The organism is Leisingera sp. ANG-S5 (genome assembly GCF_000813925.1).
In the GTDB taxonomy this organism is placed as follows: domain Bacteria; phylum Pseudomonadota; class Alphaproteobacteria; order Rhodobacterales; family Rhodobacteraceae; genus Leisingera.
The window spans coordinates 37,870-57,504 of the sequence record NZ_JWLH01000007.1 but is presented as its reverse complement, the minus strand read 5'-3'; the positions used below and the strand labels follow the sequence as shown (position 1 = coordinate 57,504).

Below are 19,635 nucleotides of genomic sequence, written 5' to 3'. Positions count from 1 at the left end.
CTTCGGCTCGCCTGCGGATCTGGCTATGGCCTTGGAAAATACTTCCAGCGGCAGGACAGACGGCAATGCATAATACGCGCACGGAATGGGACTCCATCGGCCAAATGAAGCTGCCCGCAGATTGCCTACATGGCATCCAGACAGAACGGGCCCGGCAAAACTTCCCAATCACTGGGGTGCCGCTGTCGCATTTCCCGGCGCTGGTGCGAGCGCTGGCGATGGTAAAATCCGCGGCAGCCAGTGCAAACGCGGAAACCGGCGGCTTGGTGCCGGACAAAGCAAAGGTGATTGTGGACGCATGCAATGAGATTGCGCGCGGCCGCCATCACCGGCACTTCTGCGTCGACATGATCCAGGGCGGGGCCGGCACCTCCACCAACATGAACGCCAATGAGGTTATTGCCAATCTGGCGCTGCTGAGGATGGGACACCTACCCGGCGACTACGCGCACTTGCATCCGAATGACGACGTGAACCATGGCCAGTCCACCAATGACGTCTACCCGACAGCGATCCGGCTGGCGGTTCTGGCCAGCACCGGACCGCTGTGCAAGGCGCTGCACCGGCTGCAGCAGGCATTCGGCGAGCGAGCAGAGGCCTTTTGCTGCATCGCCAAGGTCGGCCGCACCCAGTTGCAGGACGCTGTACCGATGTCATTGGGCATGGAATTCGCCTCCTTTGCCACCACCGTTGGCGAGGACATCGACCGGCTGCGCGACATCAGCCAACTGCTGACCGAAGTGAACCTTGGCGGCACTGCCATCGGCACCGGGGTAAACGCAGAACCCGGCTATGCCCCGCTGGCGCTGCAATACCTTTCGCATCTTTCCGGATTTGAACTGAAGCAGGCAGGCAACTTGATCGAGGCATCTTCTGACCTTGGCGCCTTTGTCGCCTATTCCGGTATCCTGAAACGGGTCTCGGTGAAGCTCTCGAAGATCTGCAACGACCTGCGGCTGTTGTCCTCCGGCCCCCGCGCCGGTTTTGGTGAGATCAATCTGCCCGCGGTGCAAGCGGGGTCGTCGATCATGCCGGGCAAGGTGAACCCGGTGATCCCTGAGGTTGTCAATCAGGTTTGCTTCCAGGTAATCGGCAATGATCTTACCGTCACCATGGCCGCGGAAGCAGGGCAGCTGCAACTCAATGCGATGGAGCCGGTGGTGGCCTATAACCTGCTGGAATCCATCCGTATCCTAAAAAATGCCGTTGACGTGCTGACTGTGAAATGCGTTTCGGGGATCACCGCCAATGAGGGCCGCTGCGCCGCCCTTCTGGACAACAGCCTGGTGCTGGCCACCGCTCTGGCGCCGCATCTGGGTTATGATGCCGCTGCCAGGATCGCCAAGGAGGCATTGGCCTCGGGCCGCAGCATCCGTGCGGTGCTGAAGGAGCAGGGCAGCTTGCCTGCCGCCAGCATTGAGGGAATCCTTTCACCCGCTGCCATGCTAAATGAGCCGGAACGATAAACTCTGGCCTGCAGATAGGCGATTGTCGCCGTGCCGTGTTTCTCAAGTTGTCAGATCGTTCAGGATCCGGTCCATCATCGCGTCGCAGGCGGCAACCTGACTCAGCTCCAGATATTCGTCAGGTTTGTGACCCTGCCCCTCCATCGAGCCCGGGCCGCAGACCACAGTGGGCACACCCAACTGGTCAAAGAACCCGGCCTCAGTGCCAAAGGCGACCTTGGTGGTGCCATCGCTCTGGGCAAGCTTCTGCGCAAAAGGGACTACTGGGCTATCTGCAGGCACGTCCAGGCCGGGGTAAGCGTTGTACTGCTCCACCTCGATACAGGCCTCAGCCGGGTAGCGGTTGCTGACCCGTTCGGCGGCGGCCTGAATGCGGGCCAGAATGTCTTCCCCGTTGTCCGCCGCCAAATGTCTGTATTCAAAGGTCAGCTCTGACCGGTCCGGCACGATGTTGAGCGCGGTGCCGCCATTCATTTTACCAACATGCACCGTGGAATAGGGCACTGCATAGGCTGCGTCCCGCGCGCCAACGGCGGCAAAATCTTCTTGCAATGCCCGCAGCTCCGCCAGGAAATCCCCCGCGAGGTGCAAAGCGTTGGTGAAATTGGGGGCCAGCGCTGAATGGCCGCTTTGGCCTTGGCACACCGCGCGCAGGGCAGCTTTTCCCTTGTGGCCGATGGCGACTCTCATCTCCGTCGGTTCCCCCACAAAACAGGCCCGCGGTTTGCCGATCAGCGGAGCCAGGCGCTCCAGCATCTCCTGAATGCCGACGCAGCCGACCTCCTCGTCATAGGACAGCGCGATTTTCAGCGGCTCCTTTAGATCCACCTTTGCGGCACGATCCGCCAGCGCCAGTGCGCTGGCGACATAGCCCTTCATGTCGGTTGTGCCGCGGCCATAGACCCGGCCTCCATCCCGGGTCAGCCGGAACGGATCGCGGGTCCACTTCTGCCCGTCCACCGGCACCACATCCGTATGCGCAGACAGCAGAACCCCCTGCCCAGCGGGGCCTTTCTCGGCATACAGCCCGGTCTTGGAGCCATCCGGCGACGGCAGCCGCACCACTGCGAAACCGCGCTCAACCAGGAAGCCCTCCACATAGGCAGCCAGCTCCAGATTGGAGTTGCGGCTGACCGTGTCGAACCCGGTCAGCCGCTCCAGTATGTCCAGCGTTGCTGTCATCGTCAGTCCACGGCCAGCTCGGTAATCTCGCGGCGGAAGGGCAGCGCATCGCCGATATCCGGGCCATCAAGCTCGCGCGCATAACGGTGGCCTGCATAGGTCGCCCAGGCAATCGGCCCCGGCGCGCTGGCGTCGCCTATGATCTTGACCGACTTGATGCCGGCATCCGCCCATTCCGCCTCACGGGCGCGCAGTTCCTCGAAGAGGCTGTCGTTACCGGTGCGCGAGGCGACCATGACCACGGCATCCGCCTCGATGTTCCAGGTGCGGTCCGTGTAGGTGCAGTTGCTGACCACATGGCCCGCGTGGATTTCTGTCAAGCCGCGGTTCAGCACAATCTCCACCCCGGCCTCCACCAGGCGCGGATGGATCGCCACCTGCTCCAGCGTGTTGTTGGTCCAATCGCTGACAAAGGCCGACGGCGTGACCAGCGTAACCTGCGCCCCCTTGGAGGCCAGCAGTTCGGCCAGAACCCCGCCCATGTAATAGTGGTCGTCGTCATAGACCACCACACGGCCTTCGGGGATGGTGCCGTCCATCAGGTCGTCGGGCGTATAGACCTTGGCACCTTCGGCGATCGGCATCGGCACCACATGCTGGCGCGAGACGCCGTCCCGGCGCCAAGTGGAGCCGGTGGCGATACAGATGTTCTCAAAGCCGAACTCAAGAATACTGTCCGCATCCAGCGGGCTTTCGCGGTAGATCTCCACATTCGGGCGCTGGCTCAGCTGGTAGTCACGGTAATCCACGACACGGCCCCAGGCATTGAGGCCCGGCAGTGTGCGCTCGCGGGTCACACGCCCGCCGATCACATCCTTGGCCTCGGCCACCGCCACGTCATAACCGCGGCGGCAGAGCGCCCAAGCGGCTTCAAGCCCGGCCGGGCCAGAGCCCACAACCAGCACATTGGAGCTGTCGCCTTTGGTATTCATCTTTTCCGGATGCCAGCCCTTGCGCCATTCCTCCATGAAAGTCGGGTTCTGGGTGCAGCGGCTGATCGACATGGTCATGTCGCCGGTGATGCAGATGTTGCAGCCGATGCATTCGCGGATGTCCTCGATCCGGCCTTCCTCGATCTTCTTCGGCAGAAAAGGGTCGGCAATCGAGGGGCGCGCACAGCCGATGAAATCGAGCGTGCCGGATTTCACCATCTTCGCCATCACATCCGGGCTGGTGAAGCGGCCAACGCCAACGATGGGCTTGCCGGTCAGTTCATGAATGCCGCGCACCAGCTGCTCCTGCGCGGCCTCCTCCTTGAAACGGCTCGGGCCGGAGCAATCCTCCCAAGTGCCCTGCGCCAGGTCCCAGAGGTCCGGCAGGTCCTTGTTCATCTCAATGTAATCGCGCACCTCAGCGTTGGAGAAGCCCAGCTCGCCGATAGTCTCGTCCAACGAAACCCGCAGAGTGATCGCCATGGTGTCGCCCACCGCATCGCGCATGTCAGCGATGACTTCCTGGCTGAAACGCGCCCGGTTCTCTAGCGATCCGCCGTATTCGTCCGAGCGCTGATTGGTAGCGCGGCTCAGGAAGTGCTGGAAGATGCCAAAGCCATGCGCGCCATAGAGGCAGATCAGGTCGAACCCGGCCTCCTTTGACCGTTTCGCGGCATTCACGAACCAGCGGCGCAGGTCCTTGATGTCCTGCTTGTCCAGCGCTCGGGCCTGCACCGGGTCATTGGTGAAGGTGCGGATCGGCAGCGCCGACGGCGCCAGCGGCACTTCCTTGGTATAAAGGTTCGGGCCGTTGATCCCGGAATAGGCCAGCTGGATACCGGCCAGCGCACCGTGAGTTTTCATCCGCTCCGACATCTTGCGCAGCTGCGGGATGTCCTTGTCCTCCCACAGGCGCAGTTCGATGAAGGGTGTGATTTCCGATGTATGATGCATCTCGCACTGTTCGGTGAAGATCACGCCCCAGCCGCCTTCGGCCTTGATGCCCCGCATCGCTGCCGCGGCAGAGGGGTCCCGGTAGCCGCCGCCGTTGCAATGGGGCACCTGGTAAAAGCGGTTCTTGGCGGTGAGCGGGCCGATCTTCATCGGCTCGAACAGAATATCATAGCGGGGATCGCGCAATTTCCATCTCCTTCGGTGCAAGAGCCCCTCAAAGGTACAGGACCGCACCAAAGGCGAAAGTTGCGCTTACGGAAGCATTGATTAGCCGCCGCCTAAGCGCCGCCGTCCCCGATGCGGATGCCCGGCACAGTGCCGTCAGTAATCCGTTCCTGGCAGTAGCTGATGAAGGTCTTGACGGTCAGAACGTTCTCGGCGCCCTCAGCCGTCAGCAGCCCCATCCGCATAGGACGCAGCTTGCCAGCAATCGGCACGAAGCTCAGCTTGCGCCCATCCGGCGCCATGTCTGTCACTGGACGGATATTGGCAATGGAGTAACCAAAGCCGTTTGCCACCAGCCCGCGCATCACCGCCATGTCGCGGGTGCGCTCGGCAATCTGCGGTGTAGCTCCCGCGTCTTCAAAAAACGAAAGGAAGTACTCGGCACTCAGCGGCAGATCCAGCAGCACCATCGGATGCGCAGCCAGGTCGTCCACAGTGACGCTTGCGCGGTCCGCCAGCGGGTGATCCTCGCTCAACAAGGCATAGGGCGGCAGCTCCGCCAGCGCGTTGAATGTCAGATCCGCCGGAATATTCAGGTCATAGGTCAGCGCCACGTCGATCCGTGCCTGGCGGATCAGCTCGATCAGCCCGGCCTGATCGCGCTCCGTCTGGCTGATGGTCACCGCCGGATACAGCGCCTCGAACTGGCGGCGCAGGCCCGGAACGATGAGCTGGGCAAAGGTCAGCAGGCATCCCACCGACAAAGGCCCCTGCACAAAGCCCGAGATATTGTCCGCCAGCCGGCTGAGCGCTCCGGCTTCATACAGCACCGCGCGCGCCTGATCCATGAACTGATGCCCGGCCTGGGTCAGCGACAATCCTTGCGCGTGCTTGCGCACAAACAGCTGCAAGCCGAATTCGTTCTCCAGCTGCGACACCGCCGCCGAGATCGAGGGCGAGGAGACATTCACCTTCTCCGAGGCCAGGGCAATAGACCCGGCCTCGCCCACGGCGACGAAATACTCCAGCTGGCGCAGTGTGAAACGCAAAGGCATGTCAGCGACTATGCCGGAGCAGGACCGGGCCGATCAAGCCCGGTATTTGATCCAAGTGGTTTTCAGCGCGGTATATTTTTCCAGGCTATGCAGCGACAGATCGCGTCCGAAGCCTGACTGCTTCATACCGCCAAAGGGCGTCTGCGCCGACAACGCGTCCACCGTGTTAACCGAGACCGTGCCCACCTGCAGCTTGTCCGACACCCGGCAGGCGCGGCTGAGGTTGGCCGTCCAGACCGAAGCCGCCAAGCCATAGATCGAGTCATTGGCCATGGCGACGGCCTCCTCCTCGCTATCAAACGGAATGACCGACAGCACCGGGCCAAAAATTTCATCCCGCGCCAGCGGGTTGTCGTGGCTCACGTCGTCAAAGATCGTCGGCTGCACAAAACAGCCCTTGCCACCGACGGTCACGCGCTCACCGCCCGCCACCAGATTGGCCGAGGATTTGCCCGCCTCAACGAAACGCATGATGCCCTCGGTCTGCTTCTCATCCACGATGGCGCCCATTTTCGAGGCCGGATCCAGCGGATCCCCCGGCTGGGCCGCCTCGGCGCGGGCAATCAGCTTCTCGACAAAGGCATCCTTGACCGAACGCTCGACATAAAGCCGCGAGTTGGCCGAACAGACCTCACCCTGGTTGAAGAAGATGCCAAAGGCAGCCATGTCGGCAGCTGCATCCAGGTCCTCGCAGTCGGCGAATACCAGATTTGGGCTTTTGCCGCCGGTTTCAGGCCAGACCTGTTTCAGGTTCGACTGCCCGGAATACTGCATGAACATCTTGCCAATGGCGGTGGAGCCAGTGAAGGCGAGGCAGTCCACATCCATATGCAGCCCCAGCGCCTTACCCGCAGTGGCACCATAGCCCGGCACCACGTTGAATACCCCGTCCGGCACCCCGGCCTCTGCCGCCAGCTCGGCCAGCCGCAGTGCAGACAGCGGCGACTGCTCCGCCGGTTTCAGCACCACGGAGTTCCCGGCCGCCAGCGCCGCCGCCGCTTTCCAGGTCGCCATGTCCAGCGGGAAGTTCCAGGGTGTTACCGCGCCCACAACACCTAACGGCACGCGCGACACCAATGCCAGATCACCCGGCCCGGTCGGCGCCACCTCGTCATAGACCTTGTCGATGGCCTCGGCATACCACTGAAAAAAATGCGCCGACCCGGGCGCGTCGATGGTGGCCGCATCGGTCACCAGCTTGCCCATGTCCAGGCTGTCCAGCAGCGCCATCTCCTCCAGATTTTCCCGGATCAGATCCGCCAGCTTCAGCATCACCGCCTTGCGGTCACCCGGCGCCATCCGCGACCAGCGTCCGTCCTCAAACGCGCGGCGGCCGACAGCCACCGCACGGTCCACATCCTCTGCATCACATTCGGCTACTTGCGCCAGCACTTCGCCCGTCGCCGGGTTCACACTTGCAAAAGTCTTACCCGACACAGCGTCGGTAAATTTGCCATCAATGAAAGCCTGGCTGCGGAATGAGAGAGCCGCTGCATGGGATTTCCAGTCGTCAAATGTATAGTCCAGCATAGTCCCACTCCTGTTTATTCGTCGCCCGGCACGCCGTAAGACGGCGCCTCGCGCGGGTCGAGCGCGCGCTGGACATAGGCATCCAGCTGCGGCTTGTAGATATCCCAGGCCGCAGCAATGTTTTCGATCGGGCAATCCCCGGTCCAATCACAGCGCAGGTCGGCCACCGGCCAGCTCACCTTGTCGACCAGTTTCATGCCCGCAGAATGCACCGGCCCGGCCTCGCCGCCAGCTGCCAGCCCGGCCCGCATCGCGGCAATCAGCCGGTCGCCAAGATGGCCGGTTGAAGCCGCGAACCCGTCCACAATGGCCTGGCATACGCCATCGTTGGCCAGCAGGTTGCCACCCGAGGCCACATCCTGGCCTTCTGCTTGCGTCCAGATGCCCAGGGAGTTCGGCCCGGAGTGAATGGCCGTGTCGCCGCTTTTGTCTACGGCCAGCACTTGCCGGTATTCAATGAACCTGCCGCGCCGCTGAACTTCCGCAACCGCTTCAGCGGCGCTCATGCCCTGCTCCATCAGGTCCAGTGCCAGCGGACCGAGGCTTGGATCGGTTACATTCTGGCTTGCGGCAGCGCCAACACCCGCCCGCGCAAATGAACAGCGTGCTGCCACCGCCGGAGAGGAGGACGAAATCGCCACCCCGAACATGCCCGTTTCCGCGCAGCGCGCCACAAGCGAAAATGTCATCGTCTTTCCTCCTCACCAGCCACTGGAAACGGATCCATTCTTCATCTGGCCGGAAATATCCTCGGGGGTGAATTGAGCCGCAGGCTCAAGAGGGGCAGACAGCCCCCTTCCCGCTTCCGGATCAGTCCGGAATAACCGCGGTGCCGTCGATCTCCACCAGCCACTCGGGCCGCGCCAGCGCCTGCACAACCAGGCCGGTCGACACCGGATGCACCCCTTTAATGTATTCGCCCATGGTGCGGTAAACCGCCTCGCGGTGGCGCACATCGGTGATGTAGACGACGACCTTCACCAGATGCTCCATTGTGCCACCGCACTCTTCAATCAGCTGCTGGATGTTCTGCATCACCTTGTGGGTCTGCTCCACCGGGTCGTGGCTTTCAATGTTCTTCGCATCGTCCAGGTTCTGCGGGCACTGGCCGCGCAGGTAAACGGTTTTGCCGCCGTGTGTCACCACCGCCTGGCACAGATCATTGTCCAGGTTCTGTTCCGGATAAGTGTCCGATGTGTTGAACTTGCGGATACGGGTATGGGCCATGATGTCCTCCTGGCATGGCGGGATTACGTGTGCGGCCAGCGTTGTTTTTCTGGTGACTGTCGCACACACGTCGGGGCAGCAAAACTACCGTCTGGCTACCCCTTGCTTAGGCTGCTGCTAAGCGCCGCGCTCAGAGCACGTCGGCGCGGCGTTCGCTGGGGCCACGATAGCCCTCGTAGTGGCGCTGGATAGCGATCTGGTCAGCCACATGCTTGGCATCATGCCAGACCCCCCAGATAAAGGTCGAGCCGCGCCGAGACTGCCAGGGTAAGCCCAAGAAGTAGACCCCCGGCTCTGCCGAAACTCCGCGCTGATGCAGCGGGCGGCCGCGTTCGTCGAAGGCATCCACTTTCATCCAGGTGAAATCCTGGCGGAAGCCGGTGGCCCAAAGGATGGTAGTGATGCCTTCTGCCGCAAGATCCAGCTCGCGTACCGGGTTGGTCAGGCTGTCCGGGTCAGGGAAGGCCTTGCGCGCCTCCGGCTCCTCTGGCAGATCAACACCAGTGCGTTCGACATAAGCATCTGCCAAATCCAGCATCTTCAAATAGTCGGCATCACCATTGGCAATGTTTTCCGGAAGATCACCGGCAAATTTCATAGTTCCATTGTCGTAGGACTCGGTCAGCCCCAGCAGTGTCACCCCCTCGCCGGCCAGACGGCGGAAATCCATGGTCTGACCGCCATAGGCGCCGCTGACGGAAATCGTCACATGCTCCCTGCCCGGCTCCAGCGCAGCCTGATCCCACAGGCCCAGCACCCCCAGCCACCAGACAAAGTCGCGGCCCCGGTACATCCGCGGCGGGCGGTCATGCGGGCCCACCGACAAATAGACCTTGCGGCCTGCCCGGTTCAGCTCATCGGCGATCTGCGCACCGGATGACCCCGCGCCGACCACCAGCACCGCGCCTTCGGGCAGCTGGCCCGGATTGCGGTAGTGGAAAGAGTGAAGCTGGTTCACCCCTGCGCCCTCGGGCACCACAGGCGGGATCACAGGATGCTGGAATGCGCCGGTTGCCGCCACAATCCGCTTTGTCTCGATCACACCATCCGAGGTTTCGACCCGGAAACCGCCGGTGCCTTCAATACGCCCGGCCCTGGTCACTTCAACTCCGGTGCGGATGGGCGCATTGAACCGTTCCGCATATTCAACCATGTAGTCCGCAACCCTCTCTTTGGCCGGAAAGGCCTCAGGGTCAGTTCCTTCGTACTCCAGGTTCGGGAAACGGTCATGCCAAGCGGGGCCGTTGGCAACCAGCGAGTCCCAGCGCCCGGTCCGCCAGGCCTCTGCAATCCGGTTTTTTTCCAGCACCAGATGCGGTACGCCGTGGCTGGTCAGATGCTCGCTCATGGCCACACCGGCCTGCCCGGCACCAACAACTAGCGTGTCTACCTTTTCTACAGCCATTTCCAAACCCTCTTCTGACACTCCGGCGCGGGCTGCTACCCTACCGGTCTTCCCCATCAGAATGCTCACAACAACAAGTTCGGAAAAAGAATTGTGTGACTTACCCCTGCTTCGGTTGCAGCTAACCAGCAGCTGAAATCAAAATAGACAACTCACGGGGCTTTCGCGGCAAAGCCCTGAAGAAAAACCCTGATCGACGCGGTTTCGCCTGTGCAAACCTGTGGCAACATACAGTATTGTTTGCACTGCTAGTCATTCGGGACATTCCCAAACTGTCTGGGCATGAAAAGCCCTTGAGGATTGGATACACTGTGGGGCACTCGACAGCTGCCCTCAAACTAAAGCACCAATGATTCGTTCAGATGGTCCAGGCTGAACTAGACTTTTTAGTCAGCTCAACGCCTTTGCCGACCCGTTCAACCGCTGTGTGCGCGGTCATTGCCCTTGAACCAGTGGTGGGCAATTCCCACTGTCATTAATCCCGCGCTGGGGCACGCCGCCGGAGACCCGGAGCGCATACTAGTGCGCGTCGAACAGCATCTCATGGGATTGCAGAAGGTAGGCTCGGACCAGGAAGGCCCGGCTGTGCGACAGCTTGATATGGGCAATCTGGAGCTTGGTGCGCTCTCCACCGAGAATCGCCCAGTCTTCGCTCCAGTCGAATTGGGAGGCTTCGCCCGGCTGAAACGCCAGCGGAACAAACGTGCCGCGGCCTGACGACTGCTGAACGCGCTGGCGTACCGCGCGCCATGCCCGCATGAAGGCCGCCACCCGCCCGTACGAGCCGGTAAAGCCGAGAGCCGCCAGGTCCACATGCAGCTGCTTAACCGTGCGCCGCTGCTTGCGGGGCTTGCGCGATTGCGCGGCAAGCCAAGCAGACAGCTTGTCCGCGAATGGATCCAGCTTGCTCGGACGCTGCGGGACCTGAAACCGGGGCACAACAGCACCCGAACGTGTGAACAGGCATGCAATTTTGACCCCGTAGCGGGGAAATCGGCGTCCAAAGATGACCCCCTTACACTGATGTGAATCATGCCCTCGAGGTTATCGGGGAGCACAGAGTGGGATGTTGGTCGTGGAGACGATAGCAAAGATCCGGCGGGCGTATTTTCAGGATTGAGGCATTGAGCCGCCATTGGTCCGAGGCCAATGCCGAACAAGCCGATCAAGCAAATCTGCCGGGAACTGCGGGTATCGCGGAATACGGTGCGGAAGGTGATCCGGTCTGGTGTGACGGAAGCAACCTACGAACGCCGCGTTCAGCCTCTGCCAAAGATCGGGCCATGGAAAGACAAGCTCAAAGAGATGTTGGCGGCGAATGCGAGGAAGCCAAAGCGCGAGCGGTTAACCCGCATCCGGATCTTCGAAGAACCGAGAGCCCTTGGATATGACGGCGGCTATGACGCTGTCCGGCGTTACGCGGCCACGTGGTCCAAGGAAAAACAAGAGGCCACCGCGGCCGCCTATGTCCCGCTAATTTTCGATCCGGGCGAGGCCTACCAATTTGACTGGAGCCACGAGATTGTTGTGATCGACGGTGCGACCACCACTGTGAAGGTGGCGCATGTCCGGCTCTGCCACAGCCGCATGCTGTTTGTCCGGGCCTATCCGCGCGAGACGCAGGAGCCTCGCCATTGCCGCTTGGACCAATGGCGCTCCCAATGGCTCGATGTTCGATGCCCATGACAAGGCCTTCGCCTTCTTCGGCGGGGCCTGCACGCGCGGGATCTACGACAGCGGAAATTGTCCGCCACTGGTCCGAGGACAATGGACGCGAAGACGGCGGCAGACACGATCTTCGTTAGCCGCGACCGGGCCTACAATCGGCGCTTCCAGCAGATGTGCGGGCATTATCTTGTCGATCCCGTTGCCTGCACACCAGCATCGGGCTGGGAACGAGCCATTGAGGCGCCATTGGTTCGAGCCCAATGGCGAGTGGACAGGTCGAGAACCAGGCAGGCGTTGTCCGGCGTCGCTTCTTCGTGCCCAGGCCCAAGTTTAAGAGTTACGCCGAACTAAACGCCTGGCTCGAGGATCGCTGCGCCGCCTGGGCCAAATCTCATCCGCACCAAGAGCTTCGGGACCGCACGATCTGGGAGGTCTTCGAGGATGAGCGGGCGAGTCTGGTGCCATACGTCGGCCCCTTTGATGGTTTCCACGCTGTTCCGGCATCAGTCTCGAAGACCTGTCTCGTCCGGTTCGACAAGAACCGCTACTCGGTGGATGGCCGCGCCGTCGGCCGGCCAGTCGAGATCCGCGCCTATGCCGAGCGGGTCGAGTTCTGGCAGGACGGCAAGATCGTAGGGCGGCATGAACGAGCCTTCGGGCGCGACAAGGCCATCTACGATCCGCTGCACTACATCCCGGTGCTGGCCCGCAAGCCCCCTCTCGCGCATGCACGCATGCGCTGCCGGGCAGCGGGACGCCCTCAGGAATGGGGCTCCCTTCAAGGACGGGGAGCTGCCATCAGCGATCAGGCGCATTCAGCGCAAACTGGGCAAGGTGCCCAATGGCGACCGGCCTCCTCTCGGGACATTGCTGCGCAATGCCCTGCCGGGCAGTGGATGGTCCAGATCCTGAGCATGATCCCCACCGATGGGCTGGATGCAGTGGATGCTGCCTGTGCCGAAGCGCTGAACGAAGGGGGCCCCGCGGCCTCGGTCGTCATCAACATTCTGGCCCGGCATCGTGAGCCGCCGCTGACCATCGATACGCCCGACGCGTCACGCTGGATGCGTGCCTCCGGCACGACGAGCCAGCTGAAGCTCTACGGCATGAAGGCCGCCTACGATGAGACCATCGCCAAGGCGGTGAAGCGTCAGCACGAACCGCAACAGATCATCCATTGCCCGGCAGGCGCATGCGCAGCATGCTGCCGAGAGGGGGCGATCTGCTGAACGCCGAGATCAGTGAGAAGCAGGCGCGCTCGATCAAATACCAGATGACGATTGCCAAGCTGCCCCTGGCGAAAGAGGTCGATGAGTTCAGCTTCGAAGGCACGCCGGTCAACGAGGCGCTGGTCCGTGATCTGGCGACCGGAGAGTTTCTGGCGCAGCAACGCAATGTCGTGCTGATCGGCGGCACAGGGACCGGTAAATCCCACCTAGCCGTCAGCATCGCTCGGGCGTGCATCCGCCGCGGCAGACGGGGGCGCTTCTTCAACGTTGTGGACCTGGTGAACAAACTCGATGCGGAAGCCCGCGCCGACCGACAGGGGCGCACGGCAGATCTGCTGTGCCGTCTCGACTTCCTGATCCTCGACGAGCTTGGCTATCTCCCCTTCGCACAAACCGGTGGTCAGCTATTGTTCCATCTCATCAGCCGCCTCTACGAGCGCACATCGATCATCGTGACGACCAACCTCGACTTCAGCGAATGGCCCTCGGTCTTCGGCGACGCCAAGATGACTACCGCGCTGCTCGACCGCCTTACCCACCATTGCGACATCGTCGAAACGGGCAACGAGAGCTGGCTCTTCAAAACCCGAGAATAGTCGCGCCGACGCTGGCACGATACGGCTTCGCTTGGTGGAGGCTACACCGCATCGGGCCAGCTAACCGCACGTCAAACAGGGGGTCAATTTTGGATGCCTATAGGGGGTCAAAGTTCCATGCCGATTGACACCACTGGCGGAACAGGAGGCGCGAGCGGGGATGTTGGAGACACGAAAAAGGAAAGGTTCTGTCGCAAATGGCAAAACTATGTGTCGCCCGACAGTTTGTGTCAAACGTCAGGCAAAGCTGACCCGATGCTGACTGTTTTTAAGGAAAAATTGCCTGCACCTGCCAGGCATTTCCACCCCAATTGTCAAGCATTTCTGACCCAAGACAGGCCGGTTTTCGCTGCAAACGCAGCCAAGGCGCCATCCTGTGTCCTCTTTACGCAGGCAGCTGACGTCGCAGCTTCATGCAGTGGACGGCAGGTTCGAGCCCAACTTGTACCTTGGATTTCTTCGCTGCGCGTGCTCGCCGCAACAAAATCGTCGCAACTGCATCATTTTGGGCGCCGCTGAGCGGCGTAAAAAACAGCCGTTCAAGCATGCTGCAGAGAGATCTGTCACCCGAATCCACAGGTCGCCGGACGGAGCTGACTTCCGCCCCAATTGCAGCTAGGGGTGCCCCGAGTGTCGGCTTCGCGCAGGGAAGCCAACTTTATAGAGGCACTGCCTGACAGGCCGGTTCATTACAACACAGGCTACTGAGGCAATTTGGCTGAACCATTAGCTGCAAAGGTCATTTCCATTGAAACTGACCCTCTTGAAACTTGCAGCTTTTGGCCCACCTCGAGCCCTTACCTATTGGTTCGGGGCAATTGACAATTCTGTCAGCGTTCGCCTACCTGCTTTCGATGGTTCCTCAAGGCAAAATGCTGAGAGGATGAAAAGGGAACACGGTGAGGTGTAGCCAACAGGCGCTAAATCCGTGACTGCCCCCGCAACTGTAAGCGGATAGCGACGCCAAGCACCCACTGGCCGTATGGCTGGGAAGGATGGCGCAGCCAAGACCCGCAAGTCAGGAGACCTGCCATCGCGATTTCAACCACACCGGGACGGGGCGTCCTGGAAGGAGGCCTCATGGCACGCATCCTGCGTATCTCGGAAACTTGCTCCCACTGTTTGGGCTTGCTTGGACGTAGCCGCAGGTGCGGTTGCCGTCCCTGACATCATCTTGTCCATGCAGGTTCCGCAGCTGCCTGCCTAACACCTGAGCTGACGCAGCTGTCCACTGAATCAGTGCTTGTTATATTATCACATAACTTGTACACCTCACCCCAAAATTCCCTTGTCAGAAACCTAAGGACCAAGGACATGCCGAATTATTCACGCGCTTTCTGGACCAAAACCCTCGCCGCAACCTGCCTCGCCGCTGCGGCGCTTTTGAGCCCTGCAGCCGCAGAAACCAAATTGGAAATGGTGATTGCCGCGCCGTTTGGCCCCAAAAGCAGCATTCCTGATCCCCGTGCCCGCCAGAATGGCTGGCTCAGCAACCGGGCAGGCGTGTCGGAAACGCTGATTGGTATCGGCTATGACATGACCCTTCAGCCGCGCCTTGCCACCGGTTTTGAAAACCTGTCTGAACGGGAATGGAAAATCACCCTGCGCGAGGGTGTAAAATTCCATGATGGCTCTGCGGTCACCGCCCAGGCTGTCAAAGAGTCGTTTGAAAAGCTGAGCGAAGAGGGCCACCCCGGGAATAACCCGCGCCTGGTCAAGCTTCTGAACATCGAATCCATCGAGCTGGTTGACGATAAAACGCTGGTCTTCCGCACCAGTGCACCGAACTCAGCTTTCCTGTGGTCGCTGACCGAACCGTCGGCGGCTGTCATGAAAGACGGCACCGATGCAATGCCGCTGGTGGGCACTGGTCCGTTTGTCTTTGAAAATGCGGAAACGGACAAAACTTATGTGACCACTGGGTTTGCCGATTACTGGGGCGGCGCGCCGAAACTTGACCGTCTGGTGATCGACGCGATCAGCGACCCTTCGGTTGCGGCACTGGCACTGCAGGCGGGTGATGTTGATCTGGTCACCAACTACCCGGAACCGGATTTCGCCAAGCTGCTTGAAGAAGGCAAAGGCCAGCTGTTCTCGGAGGCAACCGCGCGACTGTTCTTCTTGCAGCCACGGGTGAATGACGGTCCACTGTCCAACCAGACGGTTCTGAATGCCGTTTCGCTGGGCCTGGACCGTGACACCATCGTTGCGGCGACCCTGGCAGGTGTCGGTGGGCAGTCGGCCAATGGCATCTTCCCAGCCAGCATGAAATCCTGGGTAAACGGCGATATCAGCCTGTCCTATGACCCGGCCAAAGCGCAGGCCATGCTGGATGAGGCGGGAATTACCGACAGTGACGGCAATGGCATCCGGGAGCTGAACGGCGAAGACATCGTGCTGAAGATCCGTAGCTACGAAGGCCGGGCTGCGCTGCGGCCGACACTGGAAATCTCGCAGATCATGCTGCAGCAGATCGGTCTGGGCGCGGAAATCGCAATGGGTGAATTCGGCGCAAACAACGAGGCACTTAAAGCTGGCGAAATCGACCTGCACCTACAGGCCTGGGGCACCGCCCCGCAAGGCGATCCGGATTACTTCCCCAGCACATTGGTGGCGACGGATGGCAGCTATAATGTTTCCGGCTACTCCAACCCTGAGCTGGACGCACTGCTTAAAAAGGGCCGTAGCCTGTTTTCAAGCGAAGAGCGCAAACCGGTCTATGCCGAGGTTCAAGCCATTATCAACCGTGACCTTCCGGTGATCCCGCTGTTCCACAAGACACAGGTTTCGGTCGGCAATGGCAAGGTTGAGGGCTACCGCATCCACCCGGCAGAAACCTATCTGGCGAGCCCGGAGCTGGCGATTGCCGAGTAAACAGGCACCTTTGATGAAAATCGAGGCCCTGTCCGCCGAAATTGGCGGGCAGGGTATTCTGCATGATGTCAGTCTTGAGATGGCGCCGACAGAATGGCTGGCGGTTGTGGGCGGCTCCGGTGCGGGCAAATCTACTCTTTTGCGGGCCGTGATGGGCCTGACCCGCCCTGCGCGTCCGACCAGCGGGCACATTCTGTTCAACGGCGCGCAGCGTGCTTTTGCCTCGCCCGCAAAAACCACTCTGGATGGCATTGCATATGTGCCGCAAAGCCCGGCCCATGGCTTTGATCCGCTGCGCCGCCTGCGCTGGCAATGGGACCAGCTGGCCCGCCGCAAAAGGGTAAAACACACCTCACATCAGCGGGACATTCTATCGGCCCTTGGCCTGCCGGATCCGGGCGGTAGCTACCCGCATCAGTGGAGTCGAGGTATGCAGCAGCGTCTGTTGCTGGCGATGGCCCTGATGGATGCTCCGAAACTTTTGATCCTGGACGAGCCGACCTCAGCGCTGGATCCGCTGATTGCATCGCAGGTGCTGCAGGAAACCCGGCGCATCGCCGCGGAACATGAGATCGCGGTGATGATGGTGACCCACGACCTGGCGCTGGCCGCACGATTTGCAGGACGGATTGCAATTATGCAGCGCGGCCGGATTGTTGAGAGCGGAGTTTCTGACATCCTTTTGTCCAACCCGCAGCATACCTATTCCCGCGAGCTAGTGGCGCACCGCTGCTGGGACAAAGCCAAGCCAGAGATCAGCCATGCCGCCGAATGACCCGGTCTTTCAACTCGAAGGCCTGACAGTCAGGGCCGGAGACAAAGTGCTGTTGCAAGATGTTTCCTGTGACATCCAGCAGGGTGGAATGCTATGTGTCATCGGAGAAAGCGGCGCAGGTAAGTCTACCTTGCTGAAAGCCGTGCAGGGGTTTCTGCCCGCAACTTGCCGCAGGCTAGTGTTCACACCCTCTGGCACGGATATCACCGGGGCTGTGCCAACGCACCCTGGCCTGCCGCAGACCCGCTGGGTAATGCAGGATCCATTGGCTGCTCTGAACCCGCGGCTGACACTTGGCGCCTCTATACAGGAAAGCCTTTACCGCCAAAACCTGACCGTCCAGGAGCGCAAGAGTGCCGTTCTTGCCGCACTGGAAGATGTCCAGCTGGGATCGGAGTTTTACAGCAGGTTCCCTGGTCAGGTCTCTCTGGGTCAGGCACAGCGGGCCTGTCTGGCGCGGGCCTTGATCGCCCGGCCCAAACTCATCTTTTTTGATGAGCCGCTTAGCGCGCTGGATGCACTGGTGCAAAAGAAGATCGCCCGCCAAATGGAAGTGCTGCGGCGCAAGACGCAGACCGCCTATGTTGTGGTCACACATGATCTGGGGTTCGCCGCGGCCTATGCTGATAAGGTTCTGGTTCTGCGCATGGGGCAGGTCGAAGCCTATCAGCCATGCGATGAGTTCATTGCCGCACCGGCCAGCCCCTATGCGGAAAACCTGATCGAGGCCGCCCGCAGCCTCGGCACATTGAGCCACGCCAGTGAGGCCGCATGAAGTATTTTCTGTCGCGCCTGCAGGGCCTTGCCTTTGTTCTGTTGGGGATCAGCCTGATTACCTTCACGCTCAGCTATTTCTCCCCCGGCGACCGAGCTGAGGCTATTGCCCATGCGCGCTACCCCGAAGAAATTGCCTTCCCACCAGAACTGCTCCAGGCCATTCGCGCCGAGTTCCACTTAGAGGAGCCGTTCTGGCTCCAGTACCTCTATTGGTTTGGCAATGTGCTGCGCGGTGATTTTGGCCTGTCGTATGCCTCGCAAACGTCGGTCTGGGACATTTTCATTGGCAATCTTGGTGAAACAGTGACCCTGTCGCTAACGTCTCTGGGGCTGGGGCTGGCTGTTGCGTTTCTGTTGGCCAGTCTTGCGGTGCGCCACCCGGGGACATGGCTGGACCGGGCTGCCGTGATGCTCTCCTCAGTTGGCGCAGCCATGCCGAGCTACTGGCTGGGCTTGCTGCTGATCCTGGGCTTTGCCGTGCATCTGGGGTGGTTCCCGTCATATGGCACCGGCACGCCCGCGCATCTGGTGCTGCCAGCGCTGACGCTGGCGTTCTGGGTGATGGCCTCGCAGACCCGTCTGCTTCGCAGCTTCATGCTGGAGGCGGCCAATCAGCCGTTTGTCGAAACCCTGCGCCTGCGCGGCATTTCCGAGAGCGAGATCTTCTTTCGGCACGTGCTGCGCCACGCGATGGTGCCCGCTGTGACCATGATTGCGGTCGACTTTGCTAGCCTGCTGGAAGGCGCGATCATCGTCGAGCTGACCTTTGCCCGGTCTGGGCTGGGGTCTTTGCTGGCTGGCTCCGTGCTGTCGCGCGACCTGCCTATGGTGATGTTTCTGGTGATGTTCTTTGCCGTTGCTTATGTCGTGATCAATTCACTGGCTGAGGCACTGCAGGCCGCCAGTGACCCGGCGACCCGCACGCAGGAGCAGAGGGTATGAGTGAGGTTCTCCTACAAAAAGGCGCCAAGCTGCCGGACAGCCCGCTGTCCCGGTTCAAGCGCAGAACAGGTCTGGTACTGGTGGTGCTGGCACTGGGGCTGTGCATCGGATTGTGGTTGACACCCTACCAGCCGGCACAGGCGGATTTTCTCAACCGACTGGCGCCGCCTGAGCCTGCACACTGGTTCGGCACAGACCATCTGGGCCGCGATATTGGCACCCGGCTGCTTTATGGTGCGTTCTGGTCTCTGGGGCTGGCGCTTGTGGTGTCATTGGCGGGGCTGATCGCAGGGACGCTCGTCGGGCTGCTGGCTGCCCGTTCCGGTTCCTTCCCCGACGCCCTGCTGATGCGAGTGACAGACAGTTTCTTTGCCTTTCCGGAGCTTATCGCAGCGGTTGCCTTTGCCGGGCTGTTCGGCCCCAGCACTGTCAACCTAGTGGTTGCCCTGTCTCTGGTCAGTTGGATGAAATTCGCGCGGCTTGCCCGCAGTCTGGGGTTGACCATCGGAGAACGGGATTTTGTTATTCAGGCCCGCCTGAACGGCCTGACTGACTGGCTGATCCTGTGGCGCCACATTCTGCCGAATGTGCTGCCATCACTGCTGGTTCTTTGGACCAGCAGCTGGTCACGCACGATCCTTGCAGTGTCTGGGCTCAGCTTTCTGGGGTTCGGAGTGCAGCCGCCCACCGCCGAATGGGGGGCCATGCTGCTGGATGGCAAACCCTATATGCAGACCGCTCCTCACATTATGATTTTTCCGGGTCTGGCCGTGCTGGTTTCCGTGCTGGCAATCAATCTGGCTGGAGACAGGCTCCGAGACGTACTGGCACAGACCAGATAACCCACCAAGAGGCAAA

14 protein-coding genes, 3 pseudogenes and 1 riboswitch are annotated in these 19,635 nt (G+C 61.0%); of the genes and pseudogenes, 9 read left to right on the top strand and 8 right to left on the bottom strand.

Going from position 1 to position 19,635, the window contains the following annotated elements; translation table 11 throughout:
- Positions 1–65 precede the first annotated feature (65 nt).
- Positions 66–1,466, top strand: coding sequence for an aspartate ammonia-lyase (locus RA25_RS12240; protein WP_019294917.1), 1,401 nt, complete (start codon positions 66–68; stop codon positions 1,464–1,466).
- 42 nt (positions 1,467–1,508) lie between these two features.
- Here RA25_RS12240 and argE read toward each other — a convergent pair whose 3' ends face one another.
- From argE to RA25_RS12200, 8 genes and pseudogenes are all read right to left on the bottom strand, one after another.
- Entirely contained in the window at positions 1,509–2,648 is a 1,140-nt protein-coding gene (gene argE / locus RA25_RS12235; RefSeq protein WP_039172639.1) for an acetylornithine deacetylase, read from the bottom strand.
- 2 nt (positions 2,649–2,650) lie between these two features.
- Positions 2,651–4,720, bottom strand: coding sequence for an oxidoreductase (locus RA25_RS12230; protein WP_039172636.1), 2,070 nt, complete (start codon positions 4,718–4,720; stop codon positions 2,651–2,653).
- 92 nt (positions 4,721–4,812) lie between these two features.
- Entirely contained in the window at positions 4,813–5,754 is a 942-nt protein-coding gene (locus RA25_RS12225) for a LysR family transcriptional regulator (protein ID WP_039172633.1), read from the bottom strand.
- Positions 5,755–5,787: 33 nt separating this feature from the next.
- On the bottom strand, positions 5,788–7,284 hold the full coding sequence (locus RA25_RS12220) for an aldehyde dehydrogenase (protein WP_039172630.1): 1,497 nt from the start codon (positions 7,282–7,284) through the stop codon (positions 5,788–5,790).
- A gap of 14 nt (positions 7,285–7,298) precedes the next feature.
- Entirely contained in the window at positions 7,299–7,973 is a 675-nt protein-coding gene (locus tag RA25_RS12215; RefSeq protein WP_019294912.1) for a DUF1028 domain-containing protein, read from the bottom strand.
- A 121-nt stretch (positions 7,974–8,094) separates the two neighbouring features.
- The gene (locus RA25_RS12210) at positions 8,095–8,511 is read right to left on the bottom strand and encodes a RidA family protein (RefSeq protein WP_019294911.1); all 417 of its coding nucleotides are present in this window, start codon (positions 8,509–8,511) and stop codon (positions 8,095–8,097) included.
- 130 nt (positions 8,512–8,641) lie between these two features.
- Positions 8,642–9,916 (bottom strand): flavin-containing monooxygenase, encoded by a 1,275-nt coding sequence (locus RA25_RS12205; RefSeq protein WP_039172628.1) that lies wholly within the window; start codon positions 9,914–9,916, stop codon positions 8,642–8,644.
- A gap of 522 nt (positions 9,917–10,438) precedes the next feature.
- Positions 10,439–10,858, bottom strand: a pseudogene (locus RA25_RS12200) (IS21 family transposase); the annotation flags it as partial.
- Positions 10,859–10,982: 124 nt separating this feature from the next.
- Here RA25_RS12200 and istA point away from each other — a divergent pair.
- The 8 genes and pseudogenes from istA to RA25_RS12165 all read left to right on the top strand — a co-directional run bounded on the left by istA (position 10,983) and on the right by RA25_RS12165 (position 19,619).
- Positions 10,983–12,710, top strand: a pseudogene (gene istA / locus RA25_RS23270) (IS21 family transposase).
- Positions 12,691–13,409 (top strand): annotated as a pseudogene (istB, locus tag RA25_RS12190) (IS21-like element helper ATPase IstB). The pseudogenes istA and istB overlap by 20 nt, the downstream one beginning before the upstream one ends.
- A gap of 117 nt (positions 13,410–13,526) precedes the next feature.
- Positions 13,527–13,928, top strand: coding sequence for a hypothetical protein (locus tag RA25_RS22715; RefSeq protein ID WP_152612195.1), 402 nt, complete (start codon positions 13,527–13,529; stop codon positions 13,926–13,928).
- A gap of 319 nt (positions 13,929–14,247) precedes the next feature.
- Positions 14,248–14,458, top strand: a riboswitch (cobalamin riboswitch).
- A 265-nt stretch (positions 14,459–14,723) separates the two neighbouring features.
- Complete coding sequence (locus RA25_RS12185; protein WP_039172624.1) at positions 14,724–16,283, top strand: ABC transporter substrate-binding protein; 1,560 nt, start codon at positions 14,724–14,726, stop codon at positions 16,281–16,283.
- A 13-nt stretch (positions 16,284–16,296) separates the two neighbouring features.
- A complete protein-coding gene (locus RA25_RS12180; protein ID WP_019294578.1) occupies positions 16,297–17,058 on the top strand; it encodes an ATP-binding cassette domain-containing protein in 762 nt (253 codons plus the stop codon).
- Positions 17,045–17,833 carry an ATP-binding cassette domain-containing protein gene (locus RA25_RS12175; RefSeq protein ID WP_275041670.1) on the top strand — a complete coding sequence of 263 codons (789 nt, stop codon included), beginning with the start codon at positions 17,045–17,047 and terminating at the stop codon, positions 17,831–17,833. The genes RA25_RS12180 and RA25_RS12175 overlap by 14 nt, the downstream gene beginning before the upstream one ends.
- The gene (locus RA25_RS12170) at positions 17,830–18,777 is read left to right on the top strand and encodes an ABC transporter permease (RefSeq protein ID WP_039172621.1); all 948 of its coding nucleotides are present in this window, start codon (positions 17,830–17,832) and stop codon (positions 18,775–18,777) included. The genes RA25_RS12175 and RA25_RS12170 overlap by 4 nt, the downstream gene beginning before the upstream one ends.
- Positions 18,774–19,619, top strand: a complete 846-nt coding sequence (locus tag RA25_RS12165; protein ID WP_039172619.1) for an ABC transporter permease — start codon at positions 18,774–18,776, stop codon at positions 19,617–19,619. Before RA25_RS12170 ends, RA25_RS12165 begins: the two co-directional genes overlap by 4 nt.
- Positions 19,620–19,635: the final 16 nt, after the last annotated feature.